Source organism: Rhizobium sp. Root491 (assembly GCF_001427205.1).
Classification (GTDB): Bacteria; Pseudomonadota; Alphaproteobacteria; order Rhizobiales; family Rhizobiaceae; genus Agrobacterium; species Agrobacterium tumefaciens.
This window is the reverse complement of the sequence record NZ_LMFF01000001.1, coordinates 718,165-732,555: the sequence shown is the minus strand read 5'-3', so window position 1 is coordinate 732,555 and position 14,391 is coordinate 718,165. Positions and strand designations below refer to the sequence as shown.

The following is a 14,391-nucleotide window of genomic DNA, read 5'->3' as shown; positions in this document are numbered from 1 at the left end:
TATAACAATCCCGCTTAAAAGGCGGGAATTTTCAAATTGACGTTTACGTAAAAATCATTTAGCCCGAAAGCAACAGCACGATAGGCAAGAGCTTCGGGAGGAGGCAGCATGTATACCGCGCCGGTGGATGATATCGCCTTTACACTCAAACATGTGGCGGGTCTGCAAGACGCGTTGTCCAGAGGTGCTCTGGGAGACCTCGATGAAGATGTGGTCGATGCCATATTACAGGAGGCCGGCCGTTTCGCCACCGAGCAGGTCGCGCCGCTTGCCGATATAGGCGACCGACAGGGCGCGCGGCTGAGCGACGGCAAGGTCTCAACGCCGGACGGCTGGGCCGATCTTTACCGGCGCTGGGCTGAGGCCGGCTGGAACAGCCTCACCGCACCGGAAGAATTCGGCGGCCAGAACCTGCCGCATATGCTGAATGTCGCCGCACTCGAAATGTGGAATTCCGGTTCCATGGCTTTCGCGCTTGCGCCGACGCTCACCATGGGCGCGGTGGAAGCTCTCGTTGCCCACGGTAGCAACGACCTGAAGCGCATCTATCTTCCCAAACTCGTCTCTGGCGAATGGACCGGCACGATGAACCTCACCGAACCGCATGCGGGATCGGACCTTGGCGTGCTGAAAACCCGTGCCGAGCGTAATGGTGACGGCACCTACCGCATTTTCGGGCAGAAGATTTTCATCACCTGGGGCGAACATGACGCCGCGGACAATATCATCCACCTCGTTCTCGCCCGCCTGCCGGATGCGCCGGCCGGCACGCGCGGAATTTCGCTGTTCCTCGTGCCGAAATTCCTGCCCGAAGACGATGGCACGCCGGGCAGCCGCAACGACGTCTTCTGCCATTCGCTGGAGCACAAGCTCGGCATTCACGGTTCGCCCACCTGCACGATGATCTTCGGGGACGGAAAGTTTGGCGAAGAGAAGGGTGCCTTGGGCTGGCTAATCGGCGAGGAGAACAAGGGTCTCGCCTGCATGTTCACCATGATGAACAACGCCCGCCTTGCCGTTGGCATGCAGGGCGTGGCGATCTGCGAGGCGGCGACACAGAAGGCAATCGAATACGCCAGGGAACGCACGCAGGGCAAGGCGCCCGGCTGGCAGGGTTCGGGCATGAGCCCTATCATCGAGCATCCCGATATCGCCCGTACGCTGTTGACGATGAAAGCGCTGACGCAAGGGGCGCGCGCCATCTCCTTCAACTGCGCCCACGCCATCGATATGGCGCATGCCGCCGAGGACGTGGCTGAACGCGCCCACTGGCAGGAGCGCGCAGCTCTTTTAACGCCAATCGCCAAGTCCTTCTCCACCGATGCCGGTGTCGATGTCGCTTCCATGGGCATTCAGGTGCATGGCGGCATGGGCTTCATCGAGGAAACCGGTGCGGCGCGTTACCTGCGCGATGCCCGCATCGCGCCGATCTACGAAGGCACCAACGGCATTCAGGCGATCGACCTGGTGGTGCGCAAGCTGCCGCTTTCCAATGGCGCACAGGTGCGCGGTTTCATCGCAGAATTGCGTGAAATCGTCGCCCGAACTGCTGCCTCGAACCGCAGCGATCTCGGCGAGACTGCCCGTTATCTCGAAACGAGTCTCACCGATCTCGAAACGGCGACCGACTGGTTGCTGGAACGCCTGAAAGCGGGCGAAACCGAAACCGCGCTCGCCGGTGCCACGCCCTATCAGCGCCTCTTCGGGCTGGCGCTCACCGGAGCCTATCTTGCCAAGGGCGCCCTGGCCCAGGTGGATGACGGCAGGGGAGCGCATCGCGCATCGCTCTGCCGGTTTGCGGCGGAAAACCTGCTGGCGGAAACGGCAGCGCTGAGGGATCGCGTCATCGCCGGTGCAGCAAGCCTTGCCGCCGCCCGCGCCGTACTGGGTTAAGGAGAAAACCATGTCGGACGACCATATTTTAGTCGAGCGGGTCAGTCATGCGCCTGACGTTATGACCATCCGCTTCAACCGGCCGGAAAAGAAAAATGCCATCACCGATGCAATGTATCTGCGCATGGCAGAGGCTCTGAAGGCCGCCAATGCAGACCCGGATATCCGTGTCGTCGCGTTTCTGGGTACGGAAGGTTGCTTTTCCGCCGGCAATGACATGGCCGATTTTCTTGCCTTCGCCATGTCTGGTGCAAGGGGCAAGCTCGCGGTGCTGGATCTTCTGAAGGCGCTGGCAACCTTCGAAAAGCCGCTGGTTTCGGGCGTCGATGGGTTGGCCATCGGCATCGGCACGACGCTGAACCTGCATTGCGATCTGACCGTTGCCTCCAACCGCAGCCTGTTCAAGACGCCGTTTGTGGATCTGGCGCTGGTGCCGGAAGCTGCGTCCAGCCTGCTTGCGCCAAAGCTTATCGGCCATCAGCGCGCCTTTGCCCTGCTGGCCATGGGCGAAGGTTTTACCGCCGAACAGGCCTTGCAGGCCGGAATGATCTGGAAAGTCGTGGCGCCGGAACATGTCGAAAGCGAAACGCTGGCGCTTGCCACGCGGCTTGCCGCCAAGCCGCAGCAGGCGCTGAAGATCGCCCGCGATCTCGTGCGCGGCAATCCGGCGGATGTGCTGACCCGCATCGATGAGGAAGCCCGCCATTTCACCGCGCAATTGCAGAGTGCCGAGGCGCGGGCCGCTTTCGAGGCATTCATGCGGCGTTAAGCGTTCCGGCAGGAATTCCTTGCGGTTAAGGAACCGGGTAATATGGCTTGGGTTAGATAACGCAACGTCATCCTTCGAAGGCCACCCGCCATGCGTCACTTTGTTTTCGCCCTGACCGTCCTCCTCTCCGCTGCGACTGTCGCAGAGGCGGCGGCGACCGTGCCTTTGCCGGGTTCGAGCAATAACGTCATTTTGGCGCAGTCCACGCAAGACGACAGCCCGAATTATTACTCCGGCAATTCCCGCGATCGCCAGCGCCGCGCGCGTTTCGTTTGCGTCATCACTCCACCGGACAGCGCCAATCGTCGTCGGCCCTATGTCTGCCCCATCGAGCAGGGCCGCGTTGGCGGCGCCTGCCGTTGCTCGGGCGTCGTCGGCAACGGCACTGTTGACACCGCCTGGTGATTATTTCTCGAGCGTCGCCACCGCTTCCACATGCGGCGACCACAAGAACTGGTCGACCGGCGTGACGCGCGTGACGCGATAGCCGCCCTCCACCAGAATGGCGAGGTCGCGCGCAAGCGTCAGCGGATTGCAGCTGACGGCGACGATTTTCTTCACCGCGCTGCGCGCAAGTTCCTTGCACTGGACTTCCGCACCGGCGCGCGGCGGATCGAACACAACGGCATCGTAATTCTTCATTTCGCTCGTCATCAACGGCCGGCGGAAAAGATCACGCTTTTCGATGCTGACGGGTTTCAGGCCCTGCGTGTTGCGCGCGGCGAAATCGAGCGCTTTCAGCGGCTTGTCCTCTGCCTCAACCGCATGCACGCGGCCGACGCGCGCAAGCCGCAGCGCAAACGTGCCGGAACCGCAGAAGAGATCGGCGATGCGTTTGGATTTGCCAACATGGGCAAGCACCAGTTCCGCCATGGCGTCTTCGGCCTGTTTGGTTGCCTGCGTGAAACCGCCGGCCGGTGGGGAAACCGGAATGCCGCCGAATTCGATGATCGGCTTTTGCGGTTCGATCAGGATTTCGCCTGATAGCGCGACACGGGCGATGCCACGCATGGCCAGCACCGTTTCCGTCAATGTGCGCCGCTGTTTGTCGCCGACGGATTTGATGCCGTCGACGGAAATGTCGAGGCCCGAAAGCGTTTCAAGAACGGTCATGCGGAACGGTTCGGCATTCGACGCAAGGGAAAGGCCGATTGCGCGCACGGCGTCCAGCCGCGCGACGATACCGGGCGAGGTGACGGGACATTCCTCGATGGCGACGATGTGATGGCTGTTTGCCTGGTTGAAGCCGAGCAGCAGGCCCTTTTCCGTCTTGCGGGCGGCAAACACCGCGCGGCGGCGCTCGCCGGGGCGACAGATGACTAGATCGTCTACTGGCGGCGTCAGGCCTTTCGATCTCAGCGCCGAGACCACCAGCTCCCGCTTGAAGGCGTGGTAGGGCTGGTCGGCAAAATGCTGCAGCGAACAGCCGCCGCAGGTGCCGTTAACGCCCTCGGGGCCGAAGTGGCGGCACACGGGTTCGCGGCGATCCGTGGAGGCTTCCGCAATCGAGATGATGGTGCCGGTATCCTTGACCTTGGCGATCGCCACCGTTTCGCCGGGCAGGGCGAAGGGCACATAGACCGGGCCGTCGGGACAGTGCGCAATGCCGTCGCCCTGGGCGCCAAGGCTCTTGATGCTGACGGTCTGCGTGCTCATGGCTTTTCGCCTCCGAGAAGAAATTCGATATTGCCATCGCCGCCGGAAATCGGCGAGGGGATGAGACCGAGGCTCTTCCAGCCCATGTCTTCAACGAGCCAGCGTTCCAGTTCGGCAGCAACGGCAGGCGCCGTTTCCGGCTCTTTCAACAGCCCGGCCTTGCTGATGGCATCACGGCCTGCCTCGAATTGCGGCTTGACCAGCAGAACCGCTTGCGCGCCGGAGGCGGCAAGTGCGAGTGCCGGGGCAAGGGCGAGCTTTATGGAGATGAAGGACACGTCGGAGACGATGAAGTCCACGGACCGGTCATCAATGTCGTCGGTTGTCAGGAAGCGCGCATTCAGCCCTTCCAGATTGGTCACGCGCGGATCGTTCTCGATCCGTGGATGCATCTGCCCGTGGCCGACATCGATGGAGGTGACGTGTTTTGCGCCGCGATGAAGCAATACCTCGGTGAAGCCGCCGGTGGAGGCGCCGACGTCGAGGCATTCATGGCCCTTTGGATCGAGCCCGAAGTGATCGAGCGCGGCGGTGAGCTTGAGGGCGGCGCGGGAAACATAGGCCTGCGCCGGATCGGTAATGGCGATCTTGACGTTTCCGGCAACGGTTTGGCTGGGCTTTGTGGCCGTTTTCCCGTTGACGCTCACGGTGCCGCGCGCAATCGCATCGCGCGCACGCGAGCGGCTGGCAAAGTGGCCGAGCGAAACAAGAAGCTGGTCAAGCCGTTCATTTTCAGGTGTTTTGGACATGGTCCCGTGTCAATGACCGCCAAACCCCGCAGATGCAAGCGATTTATCGCGCGCAAGGCTTCGCAACGGCACCATTTGCCGCAGCGCAGGGTCGTTTCGTGGTCGTTAAACAGCATATGCGATTAATCCAATATAAAGGCTTGTATTGCACTTTGTCTGCAAGGCCCGTGCGGCCAGTCGGAACCTGCCATGACGGCATCTCCTCCCATTTCCAAAATTGCGACCGTTGCAGCGCAGACGCTTGCTCCGTGGCATCAGGTCGCCGAGAGAGTTTGCGATGTCGCTAAAAAATTTCCCCATCAACATTAAGCTCATTGTCACCTTCTGCGTCTTGATGGGCGTTTGCCTGCTCGCCTCGGCGGTGGTCTTCTGGCAGACGCTGGGGAGCGAGCACGTCACGGTCCAGAACAACAAGGCCAACAAAATCCTGCATGCGGTTGACGGTGCGACGGCCGCAATGCTGGAACAGGCCGTCAACCAGCGCGGCTTTCTGCTGTTTCGCAGCGACAGCACCTACAACGATGTTTTCGCCCAGCGCGATCTGATGCTGAAGAAGCTTGGTGAAGCCCGTGCGCTTGCCGCCGGCCAGCCGGACATTCTGAAATCCATCGATGACATGCAGGCATCCGCCACCGTGTTCTTCAAGGAACTGGCGGAACCGCAGCTTGCCGCCCGCAAGACGACCGAAGCACCGATTTCCGAAATCATCGAGATCGGTCGCAATCAGGCCAAGGGTCAGCTCGACGGTTTCCGCGCCTCCGCCGCCAAGATCAAGGACCAGCTGAACGGCTTGTCGGCAAGCTACGCCGCACAGCAGGACGCTGCCGCACTCAACCTCAAGCTCGCACTTCTGGGTGGCGGCGCGGTTGCCGGTCTTCTGGCCGTGGCCCTCATCTGGGCGCTGTCGCGCTCCATCGTCACGCCGATCGTCGGTATGACGGCGGCTATGAGCAGGCTTGCCGACGGCGATATGACCACGGAAGTTCCGGCTCTCGACCGCAAGGATGAAGTCGGCAAAATGGCGAAGGCCGTTCTCGTCTTCAAGGAAGCCGGGCTGGAAAAATCCCGCCTTGCCAGCGAAACCGAGCGCATGCGCTCCGCAACCGAGACCGAACGCCGCCGCAACGAAGAAGAGAAGGCCCAGGACGAAGCCGCTAACGCCCTTGCGCGTGACGAGCTTGGTAAGGGTCTTGCGGCTCTGGCGGAAGGCGATCTCGCCTACCGTATCGAAACGCCGTTCGCCTCCTACATCGACCCCATCCGTATCGACTTCAACAGCGCTGTCGAAAAGCTGCAGCAGGCCATGCGCGCAGTTGGCGAGAATGCCGCTGCAATCAATGCCGGGGCTTCGGAAATGCTCTCTGCTGCCGACGACCTGTCGCGCCGCACCGAACAGCAGGCCGCTTCCATCGAGGAAACCGCCGCGGCACTGGAAGAAGTCACCACCACGGTGCGCGACAGCGCAAGGGGTGCTGAGGACGCTGGCAATCTGGTTCAGCGCGCCCGCAGCGGAGCGGAAAAATCCGGCGTCGTGGTCCGCAAGGCGGTTGCCGCCATGCGCGAGATCGAAAAATCATCAGGCGAAATCGGCAATATCATCGGCGTCATCGACGATATCGCTTTCCAGACCAACCTGCTTGCGCTGAACGCAGGCGTCGAAGCCGCCCGTGCGGGTGATGCGGGCAAGGGCTTTGCCGTCGTCGCGCAGGAAGTGCGTGAACTCGCCCAGCGTTCCGCCAATGCCGCAAAGGAAATCAAGACGCTGATCGGCGCTTCCAGCCAACAGGTGGAAAACGGCGTCAACCTCGTCGACGAGACCGGCAAGGCGCTCGAACTCATCGTGGCGGAAGTCGAGGAGATCAACGCCCATGTCAGCGCCATCGTCGTCGCTGCCCGCGAACAGGCGACTGGTCTGCAGGAAATCAACACGGCCGTGAACACCATGGATCAGGGCACGCAGCAGAATGCCGCAATGGTTGAGCAGCAGACCGCTGCCAGCCATTCGCTCGCCCGTGAAGCCGAAGCGCTCAATAGCCTGCTCGGCCAGTTCAAGGTGGGCGGCGTTCGCGGTGCCGTTGCCGGCGCCGGCGGATATTCTGCTCCTCGCCAGTCCTCGGTGAAGCCTGTCTACCAGTCCGCACCCGCCGCACCAGTCAGAAAAGCCGCAGTGAAGCCTGCCTCCACAACCGCAAGGCCGGTCGCTTCACCCGCCCGCGCCCTTGGCCAAAGCCTCGCCCGCGCCTTTGGCGGCAAAGCGGAAGCGCCGGCTGCCAAGGATCAGGACTGGACGGAGTTCTGAGCCTGACGGTCACGATCATCAAGCGTGAATCAGGGGGCTGTGAAGCCCCCTTTTTGTTGCTAGATTTACGGCGCGAGCACTCAACCACGCGTTCTGTCGCCGTTTCTCAACAAAGGTGATTTCGAGATGGCACCTAGCATCAAGTTGAAAGTTCTGGATGGTGCATATGGGGTGGCCCGACTTGAGGCATCTGAAGCCATTCCGGCCTGGGCCGATGGCGGTGGCTTCGTCAGTATCACCCGGACTGATGATGAGCTTTCCATCGTCTGCCGGGAAGATCGTATACCTGGGCATGTCAGATCTGATACGGGTTGGTCCTGTCTAAAGCTACAGGGGCCATTTGCCTTCGATGAAACGGGCATCGTCTTGTCCGTTATCGAGCCGCTCTCGACCAATGAGATCGGTATATTCGTGGTTTCGACTTTCGATGGCGACCACCTGCTTGTGAAATCGAACGATCTGGAAAAAGCTTTCGTTCTGCTGAAAAATGCAGGGCATTCGCTCATCTAATATCCATTTCGCAGCGACACTGATGCACTATGCGTTGGTGGGACGATGATAGTCACGCGGCATGATCGGCCCGCACGGGGTGCCATACGGAAATGTCGCGCGGGGCATCTAGAAGCTCGGGCAAGGCATCGTGCCACGCCTGCCGATAGGGACGATGGATCTGAACGTCGAGTACGTCCTGATGGTCGCTCCAGGTCTCGTGCAGCAGGAAGTGGTTTTCGTTCTCGCCGTCGCGATGCAGGGTCGCATTCACAAAGGTGTCCTCGTGTCGCATGGCGTCGAGCAGATCATTCAGCAATCCTAGAAAACGTTCGCGCTGATCGGCACGGACCTTGAAGCCGATGAGATAGGTGGTGTGCATGGATAGTTACTCCTTTGTACCGTTCATCAGGGCGGCGCGGGTCTCGGCGTCGGCCGGGTAGAAACATTCCAGCACCAGCTCGGACAACGTCACATCCGTGGCGGTTCCGAAAACCGTGGTGGTCGAAATGAAGCGCAGCACGCCCCCGGACAACGGATCGCGTAGTTCGAGCGGTATCGCCAGCGGATCGGCCCCGGCGGAATGCCGTGGAGCTGCAGGCGCGGGATAGGCGGAAAGTTCCGCATGCAGCCGGGAAAGCGTCTCGTCTCCGGTATCTTCGACTTGGCGGCGTAGGCGATCCAGCAGGTGATGCCGCCATTCGGCAAGATTGACGATGCGTGAACTCAAGCCATCAGGATGCAGGCTCAGCCGCAATACATTGAGGGGCGAGTGAAGCAGGTCTTCGGATATGCCGGCGAGAAGCGATTTGATCGCATCATTGGCAAGAACCAGATTCCAGTGGCGGTCGACGGCAAGTGCCGGGAAAGGCATGTGGCCCTGCACCACGGTTTCGACGGCCTTACGAACGGCCGTCATATCAGGCGCATCCAGTGATCGTTCGGAATGGATCGGCGCATAGCCTGCCGCCAGCATCAGCCGGTTGGCGGCGCGGGCTGGCATGGAAAGCTGCTCTGCCAGCCTCGCCAGCATTTCACGGCTGGGCGAAGATCGCCCGCTTTCCACAAAACTCAGATGGCGCGCCGATATCTCGGCATCGGACGCCAGATCGAGCTGGCTCAATCTGCGGCGCGCCCGCCATTCCTTAAGCACCTGGCCGACATGTTCTTGATGATGTGTCATGCCCCGCAGCCTAGCAGAAGATATCGGCAATGCGATTACCTCGCAGGTAATTGTTCTGCGTCACAGCCCCCGGCATGCTCAGGCCGTCAACCAAAAGGAGCGCAATCATGACGCAACATCTCGCAATCGCCGAAACCTACCTCGCTGTCTGGAACGAGGAGAACGATGAACGCCGCCAGCGCCTCGTCAGCCAAGGCTGGGCTGAAATGGCGTGCTATACAGATCCTTTGATGCAGGGTGAGGGGCAGCAGGGGATTGCCGCGATGATCGAGGCGGCGCGGCAGAAATTTCCGGGATATCGCTTTGTGCTCACAGGCACCCCGGACGGCCACGGCAACTTCACCCGTTTTTCATGGCGTCTCATTTCGCCTGACGGAGAAGATGTCGCCGGCGGAACCGATGTCGTCAGCCTAAATGCCGAGGGGCAGATTGAAAATGTCGTCGGTTTTCTCGATGTCGCCGCATCCTGAGGCAGAGGCGGGTCGTCCCGCCTTCTGTCCCGTTAATGCTGTCAGCCGGCGAAACCGACGCCGGCCTGACGCTGGCCGAGCGCATTGAACACGGTGGAAACGATGCCGGCGCGGTCTAGGCCGGCATTGGCATACATGGTCTCGGGCTTGGCCTGCTCCACCCAATGGTCGGGCAGCGTCAGGGTCCGAACCTTCGGGCCATGGTCGACCAAGCCTGCGCTTGACATGAAATGCAGCACATGTGCACCGAAACCGCCGACAGAGCCTTCCTCGATTGTCACCAGAACCTCATGATGAGCGGCAAGCTGGCGGATGAGGTCGAGGTCGAGCGGCTTGGCGAAGCGCGCATCGGCAACCGTGGTCGAAAGTCCGGCGGCATCGAGGTCTTCGGCAGCCGCCAGGCATTCGGCAAGGCGTGTGCCGAAGGAAAGGAGTGCGACCTTGGTGCCCTCCTTGATGATGCGGCCCTTGCCGATCTGCAAAATCTCACCGCGTGCGGGCATCTCGACGCCCACGCCTTCGCCGCGCGGATAACGGAAGGAAATCGGGCCTTCATCATAGGCTGCGGCTGTGCGAACCATATGTTTCAGCTCGGCCTCGTCGGACGCCGCCATAACCACCATGCCGGGCAGGGTGGCAAGGAATGTGGTGTCGAAAGACCCGGCATGGGTCGGTCCGTCTGCGCCGACGAAACCGGCACGGTCGATGGGGAAGCGCACGGGCAAGCTCTGGATCGCCACATCATGCACCAGCTGGTCGTAACCGCGTTGCAGGAAGGTGGAATAAAGCGCGCAGAACGGCTTGTAGCCATCCGCCGCAAGCCCCGCCGCGAAGGTGACGGCGTGCTGCTCGGCAATACCGACATCGAAGGTGCGGGCCGGGAAAAGCTCGGCCATCTTGTCCAGCCCGGTACCATTAGGCATGGCGGCGGTGACGCCGATGATCTTGTCGTCGAGGGTCGCTTCCTGGATAAGCGCTTCGGCAAACACGCTGGTATAGCTCGGCGCATTCGGCTTGGCTTTCGCCTGCGCGCCGGTAATGACATCGAACTTGTTGACGCCGTGATATTTGTCCGCTGCCGCTTCTGCTGGCGCATAACCCTTGCCCTTCTGCGTCACCACATGGATGAGAACAGGGCCTTTCTGGTTGTCGCGCACATTGCGCAGCACAGGCAGCAGGTGATCGAAGGAATGACCGTCGATCGGGCCGATGTGATAGAAGCCAAGCTCCTCGAACAGCGTGCCACCGGTCACGTAACCGCGCGCATGGGTCACGGCGCGGGTAATGGCGCGGTCGATGGTCTTGCCGAGATAGGCGGTGAGTTTCTTGCCGAAATCGCGAAAGCCCATATAGGTGCGGCCGGAGGCCAGCCGCGCGAGATAAGCGCTCATCGCGCCCGTCGGCGGCGCAATCGACATGTCGTTGTCGTTGAGGATGACGATCAGCCGCGCGTCGAGCGCACCGGCATTGTTGAGCGCCTCAAACGCCATACCCGCAGACATGGAGCCATCACCGATGACGGCGATAACCTTGCGGTCGCTCTGATCCAGCCCCGCAGCCACCGCCATGCCGAGACCGGCGGAAATGGAGGTGGAAGAATGGCCGGCGCCAAAATCGTCATATTCGCTCTCGGCCCGACGCGTGAAACCGGAAAGCCCGCCTTCCTGGCGCAGCGTGCGGATGCGCTCGCGACGGCCGGTCAGGATCTTGTGCGGATAACATTGGTGGCCGACATCGAAGATCAACCGGTCTTCCGGCGTGTTGAACACCTTATGGATGGCAATCGTTAGCTCCACCACGCCCAGACCGGCACCCAGATGCCCGCCGGTGCTCGACACCGCGTCGATCATCTCGTCGCGCAACTCCCTTGCCAGTTCCGGCAGGTCGCGATCGTCGATCTCCTTGAGATCGGATGGAAAATTCACCCGGTCAAGCAATGGGGTCTGTGGCATTCCGGTCAATCGTTCGGCCTTTTCTCGTGTCAGCGGCGGGCACCAGTGCGTCTTTCATATGGAAAGCCAGCAGTTGAGCCCTGCATGTCGTTCACTTCTATAGAATTTCAACCCTCCGGCAAAGGGACAAACTCTTCTTCGTCGCCGGGAACGATATCGAAGCGTCCGGTTCTCCACTCCTGTTTGGCCTGCTCTATGCGTTCTTTTGATGACGAAACGAAGTTCCACCAGATGTAACGGCGCTGGTTGAGTGCCGCACCGCCGAAGATCATGATGTGACAGCCGCCGCTGCCGCTCTGTAATGTGATGTCGTCGCCGGGCCGGAAGACGAGCAACTGGTCGGCGGCAAAAACGTCACCTGCGACATCCAGAGAACCGGAAAGAATGTAGATCGCCCGTTCCTCATGGTCGGCGGAGAACGGGAATTTCACACCCGGTTCCAGCGTCAGGTCAACGTAAAGCGTGTCAGTAAAAGCCGAAACGGGGGAAGTGAGGCCTTCGAAATCACCGATAACGACCCGGCCGGATGCGCCCTTGATATCGATCAGAGGCATGTCTTCCCGGGCGGTATGGGAAAAGGCCGGAGCGATTTCCTCCATATGATCGGGGAGGGCAAGCCAGGTCTGCAGGCCGGACATGGAAAGCGGATGGCCGCGCAGGTTTTCCGGCGTGCGCTCCGAATGCACGATTCCGCGCCCCGCCGTCATCAGGTTGATGTCGCCGGGCCGGATGACCAGTTCGGTGCCGAGACTGTCGCGATGCTTGATTTCGCCGTCAAACAGATAGGTAACGGTGGAAAGCCCGATATGCGGATGCGGCTTGACATCCAGCGCCTCGCCCGCCTTCAGGATGGCCGGACCCATGCGGTCGAAAAAGATGAATGGGCCGACCAGCCGCCGCTGCCGCGTCGGCAGCGCCCGCCGCACGGCGAAGCCGCCAATATCGCTGGTGCGCGGAATGATGAGGTTTTCGATGGCGTCGCAGGCGAAAGCATCACCCGCGACAGGATCGTTGCCGGGAAAGAAGGACATCCGAAGCTCCTCGTATCGTTACACGCAAGCTTACCACGAACGATACGACGTGGGAGCGCCGTAATGTTGAACGCTGTGTCGCCCCCGTTCAACAGGACGTGTTTATTCGCCGTCCAGCGGCTCCACGCCCTGCGGTTTTCCGGCGCGGTCGAGACGGATTTTCTCGATACGCTTTTCGGCGGCGTTCAACAGCGTCTCGCAATGTTTTTTCAGGGCTTCGCCGCGCTCGTAGATGGCGATAGACTCGTCCAGCGCCACGTCTCCGCGCTCCAGGCGTGCAACAATGCTTTCCAGCTCGGCGACGGCCTTTTCGAAGGAATAACCGCTGACATCGGCTGTGTTGGCATTTTCCGTCATTTTCAACCCTTCATCATTCTCAAAATATGCATGGCCGCCGATTCCGCCAGCCCTTCCAGATCATAACCGCCTTCAAGCAGGCTGACGACCCGGTTCGAGGCGTATTTGTCTGCCATTTCCAGCAGCCGCCCCGTCGCCCAGTCGAAATCCTCGCCCACCAGATTGATCTGCGCCAGCGGATCGCGGTGATGCGCGTCGAAACCGGCGGAGATGATGATGAGATCGGGCGAAAAATCGGCAATCGCCGGCAGGACGCGGGATTTGAACGCCTCGCGAAAATACTCGCTGCCGGTATTGGGGGAAAGTGGCGCGTTGACGACATTGTTCTTCACGCCAGTTTCGTTTTTATCGCCGCTCCACGGGTAAAGCGGCATCTGGTGGGTGGAACAGAACAGCACTGACGTGTCGTTCCAGAAGATATCCTGCGTACCGTTGCCGTGATGCACGTCCCAGTCGATGATGGCGACGCGCTCTGCGCCGTGCACCTTCTGGGCGTGACGGGCGGCGATTGCTGCATTGTTGAAGAGACAGAACCCCATGGCCTTTGCGGTTTCCGCATGGTGGCCGGGCGGGCGGGACGCAACGAAGACGTTGTCGGCGGCACCCGTAAACACGTCATCTACCGCCACCATCGCAGCGCCAATACCGGTCAGCGCCGCTTGCAGGCTTTTCGGCGAGACATAGGTGTCGGCCTCGACGCGGTTGATCTCGCCATCTTCCTCGGGAATCTGGCGCATGACGGACAGCAGATGCTCCTCCGGATGCGCCAGAAGCACGGCATCCTCGTTGGCCTGCGGCGCTTGCTTGCGGACCAGCCGCTCGAAATTCGGATGTTCGAGCGCAATGTTCAGAGATCGCAGCCGATCCGGCCGCTCGGGATGGCCTTCCGGCGTGATGTGTTCAAGGAAGATCGGATGTTCGTAAAGACGGGTCGCCATTCTCTAATCCTCCCGAAATAAGCTGATCAAGCGCGCTGCGGCAAAAGCGGATAACCGACCATCACAGCGCGGCCGGCAAGGGCGGCAAGCACGGCCTTCAACGCATCGCCGGGAATGAAGGCGAGCGAACCCATGAACGCCTTTTCAAACCCGAGCCCGACCACCAGCGCCAGATAGGAGATGCCGAAGGCATAAAGCACGACCACGCCGCCGGCGAGGCTTGCGATGAAGAAACCGATACCCTGCGTCAGAGCCGACTGGCCGCGATTGACGAGTTTTTCCGAGAGCGTGCCGGTGACGAAAGCGGCAGCAATCCAACCGATCAGGAAGCCCGTGGTCGGAGTGGTGAAGATGGAAAGGCCGCCGCGTCCGCCTGAAAGGACTGGCAGGCCGATGGCGGCGATGAGGATGGTCAGAAGAACCGCGAGCGTGCCGCGTTTCGCCCCCAGCACGACACCGGCCAGCATTACGCCAAGCGACTGCGCGGTGATGGGCACCGGAATGAAACCAAGCGTGATCGGCGGCAAAAGTCCGAGTGCGATGATGATGGCGGAAAACAGCGAGATCAGCACAAGGTCGCGGGTCGTCATGGCTCGGGAACTCCG

15 protein-coding genes are annotated in these 14,391 nt (G+C 61.0%); 6 read left to right on the top strand and 9 right to left on the bottom strand.

What is annotated here, in order from left to right; genetic code table 11:
* The first annotated feature begins 108 nt into the window (after positions 1–108).
* The 3 genes from ASD46_RS03700 (at position 109) to ASD46_RS03690 (ending at position 3,067) form a co-directional block, all read left to right on the top strand.
* Positions 109–1,893 (top strand): acyl-CoA dehydrogenase, encoded by a 1,785-nt coding sequence (locus tag ASD46_RS03700; protein WP_025592638.1) that lies wholly within the window; start codon positions 109–111, stop codon positions 1,891–1,893.
* A 10-nt stretch (positions 1,894–1,903) separates the two neighbouring features.
* The gene (locus ASD46_RS03695) at positions 1,904–2,662 is read left to right on the top strand and encodes a crotonase/enoyl-CoA hydratase family protein (protein WP_025592641.1); all 759 of its coding nucleotides are present in this window, start codon (positions 1,904–1,906) and stop codon (positions 2,660–2,662) included.
* Between the two features lie 90 nt (positions 2,663–2,752).
* Positions 2,753–3,067, top strand: coding sequence for a hypothetical protein (locus ASD46_RS03690; RefSeq protein ID WP_003511727.1), 315 nt, complete (start codon positions 2,753–2,755; stop codon positions 3,065–3,067).
* Here the strand turns inward: ASD46_RS03690 and ASD46_RS03685 are convergent, their stop codons facing one another.
* Positions 3,068–4,318 (bottom strand): class I SAM-dependent RNA methyltransferase, encoded by a 1,251-nt coding sequence (locus tag ASD46_RS03685; RefSeq protein WP_025592642.1) that lies wholly within the window; start codon positions 4,316–4,318, stop codon positions 3,068–3,070.
* The gene (locus ASD46_RS03680; RefSeq protein ID WP_019564205.1) at positions 4,315–5,067 is read right to left on the bottom strand and encodes a TlyA family RNA methyltransferase; all 753 of its coding nucleotides are present in this window, start codon (positions 5,065–5,067) and stop codon (positions 4,315–4,317) included. Before ASD46_RS03680 ends, ASD46_RS03685 begins: the two co-directional genes overlap by 4 nt.
* Positions 5,068–5,344: 277 nt before the next feature.
* Here ASD46_RS03680 and ASD46_RS03675 point away from each other — a divergent pair, with 277 nt between their 5' ends.
* Positions 5,345–7,366 carry a methyl-accepting chemotaxis protein gene (locus ASD46_RS03675; protein ID WP_025592645.1) on the top strand — a complete coding sequence of 674 codons (2,022 nt, stop codon included), beginning with the start codon at positions 5,345–5,347 and terminating at the stop codon, positions 7,364–7,366.
* Between the two features lie 126 nt (positions 7,367–7,492).
* Complete coding sequence (locus ASD46_RS03670; protein ID WP_013635593.1) at positions 7,493–7,876, top strand: ACT domain-containing protein; 384 nt, start codon at positions 7,493–7,495, stop codon at positions 7,874–7,876.
* A 52-nt stretch (positions 7,877–7,928) separates the two neighbouring features.
* On the opposite strand, the gene ASD46_RS03665 is transcribed toward ASD46_RS03670, so the two are convergent.
* Positions 7,929–8,237, bottom strand: coding sequence for a putative quinol monooxygenase (locus ASD46_RS03665; protein WP_025592648.1), 309 nt, complete (start codon positions 8,235–8,237; stop codon positions 7,929–7,931).
* A 6-nt stretch (positions 8,238–8,243) separates the two neighbouring features.
* Positions 8,244–9,038 (bottom strand): helix-turn-helix domain-containing protein, encoded by a 795-nt coding sequence (locus ASD46_RS03660; protein WP_025592651.1) that lies wholly within the window; start codon positions 9,036–9,038, stop codon positions 8,244–8,246.
* A gap of 107 nt (positions 9,039–9,145) precedes the next feature.
* Between ASD46_RS03660 and ASD46_RS03655 the strand changes: the two genes are divergently transcribed.
* A complete protein-coding gene (locus ASD46_RS03655) occupies positions 9,146–9,508 on the top strand; it encodes a nuclear transport factor 2 family protein (RefSeq protein WP_035197932.1) in 363 nt (120 codons plus the stop codon).
* A gap of 41 nt (positions 9,509–9,549) precedes the next feature.
* Here ASD46_RS03655 and dxs read toward each other — a convergent pair whose 3' ends face one another.
* The 5 genes from dxs to ASD46_RS03630 all read right to left on the bottom strand — a co-directional run bounded on the left by dxs (position 9,550) and on the right by ASD46_RS03630 (position 14,376).
* Positions 9,550–11,469, bottom strand: a complete 1,920-nt coding sequence (dxs, locus tag ASD46_RS03650) for a 1-deoxy-D-xylulose-5-phosphate synthase (protein WP_060641849.1) — start codon at positions 11,467–11,469, stop codon at positions 9,550–9,552.
* A gap of 98 nt (positions 11,470–11,567) precedes the next feature.
* Positions 11,568–12,491, bottom strand: coding sequence for a pirin family protein (locus tag ASD46_RS03645; protein ID WP_003511747.1), 924 nt, complete (start codon positions 12,489–12,491; stop codon positions 11,568–11,570).
* Positions 12,492–12,593: 102 nt separating this feature from the next.
* Positions 12,594–12,848 carry an exodeoxyribonuclease VII small subunit gene (locus tag ASD46_RS03640; protein ID WP_003503059.1) on the bottom strand — a complete coding sequence of 85 codons (255 nt, stop codon included), beginning with the start codon at positions 12,846–12,848 and terminating at the stop codon, positions 12,594–12,596.
* Positions 12,849–12,850: 2 nt separating this feature from the next.
* A complete protein-coding gene (locus ASD46_RS03635; RefSeq protein ID WP_003511750.1) occupies positions 12,851–13,786 on the bottom strand; it encodes a histone deacetylase family protein in 936 nt (311 codons plus the stop codon).
* A 26-nt stretch (positions 13,787–13,812) separates the two neighbouring features.
* A complete protein-coding gene (locus ASD46_RS03630; RefSeq protein WP_035197936.1) occupies positions 13,813–14,376 on the bottom strand; it encodes a biotin transporter BioY in 564 nt (187 codons plus the stop codon).
* Positions 14,377–14,391: the final 15 nt, after the last annotated feature.

What these genes read in the sequence shown, in the direction of transcription:
- ASD46_RS03700 (WP_025592638.1), top strand. Translation starts at nt 109, where the DNA reads ATGTATACCGCGCCGGTGGATGATATCGCCTTTACACTCAAACATGTG.
- ASD46_RS03675 (WP_025592645.1), top strand. Translation starts at nt 5,345, where the DNA reads ATGTCGCTAAAAAATTTCCCCATCAACATTAAGCTCATTGTCACCTTC.
- ASD46_RS03690 (WP_003511727.1), top strand. Translation starts at nt 2,753, where the DNA reads ATGCGTCACTTTGTTTTCGCCCTGACCGTCCTCCTCTCCGCTGCGACT.
- ASD46_RS03685 (WP_025592642.1), bottom strand. Translation starts at nt 4,318, where the DNA reads ATGAGCACGCAGACCGTCAGCATCAAGAGCCTTGGCGCCCAGGGCGAC.
- ASD46_RS03635 (WP_003511750.1), bottom strand. Translation starts at nt 13,786, where the DNA reads ATGGCGACCCGTCTTTACGAACATCCGATCTTCCTTGAACACATCACG.
- ASD46_RS03640 (WP_003503059.1), bottom strand. Translation starts at nt 12,848, where the DNA reads ATGACGGAAAATGCCAACACAGCCGATGTCAGCGGTTATTCCTTCGAA.
- ASD46_RS03660 (WP_025592651.1), bottom strand. Translation starts at nt 9,038, where the DNA reads ATGACACATCATCAAGAACATGTCGGCCAGGTGCTTAAGGAATGGCGG.
- ASD46_RS03630 (WP_035197936.1), bottom strand. Translation starts at nt 14,376, where the DNA reads ATGACGACCCGCGACCTTGTGCTGATCTCGCTGTTTTCCGCCATCATC.
- ASD46_RS03680 (WP_019564205.1), bottom strand. Translation starts at nt 5,067, where the DNA reads ATGTCCAAAACACCTGAAAATGAACGGCTTGACCAGCTTCTTGTTTCG.
- ASD46_RS03655 (WP_035197932.1), top strand. Translation starts at nt 9,146, where the DNA reads ATGACGCAACATCTCGCAATCGCCGAAACCTACCTCGCTGTCTGGAAC.
- ASD46_RS03695 (WP_025592641.1), top strand. Translation starts at nt 1,904, where the DNA reads ATGTCGGACGACCATATTTTAGTCGAGCGGGTCAGTCATGCGCCTGAC.
- ASD46_RS03645 (WP_003511747.1), bottom strand. Translation starts at nt 12,491, where the DNA reads ATGTCCTTCTTTCCCGGCAACGATCCTGTCGCGGGTGATGCTTTCGCC.
- ASD46_RS03665 (WP_025592648.1), bottom strand. Translation starts at nt 8,237, where the DNA reads ATGCACACCACCTATCTCATCGGCTTCAAGGTCCGTGCCGATCAGCGC.
- ASD46_RS03670 (WP_013635593.1), top strand. Translation starts at nt 7,493, where the DNA reads ATGGCACCTAGCATCAAGTTGAAAGTTCTGGATGGTGCATATGGGGTG.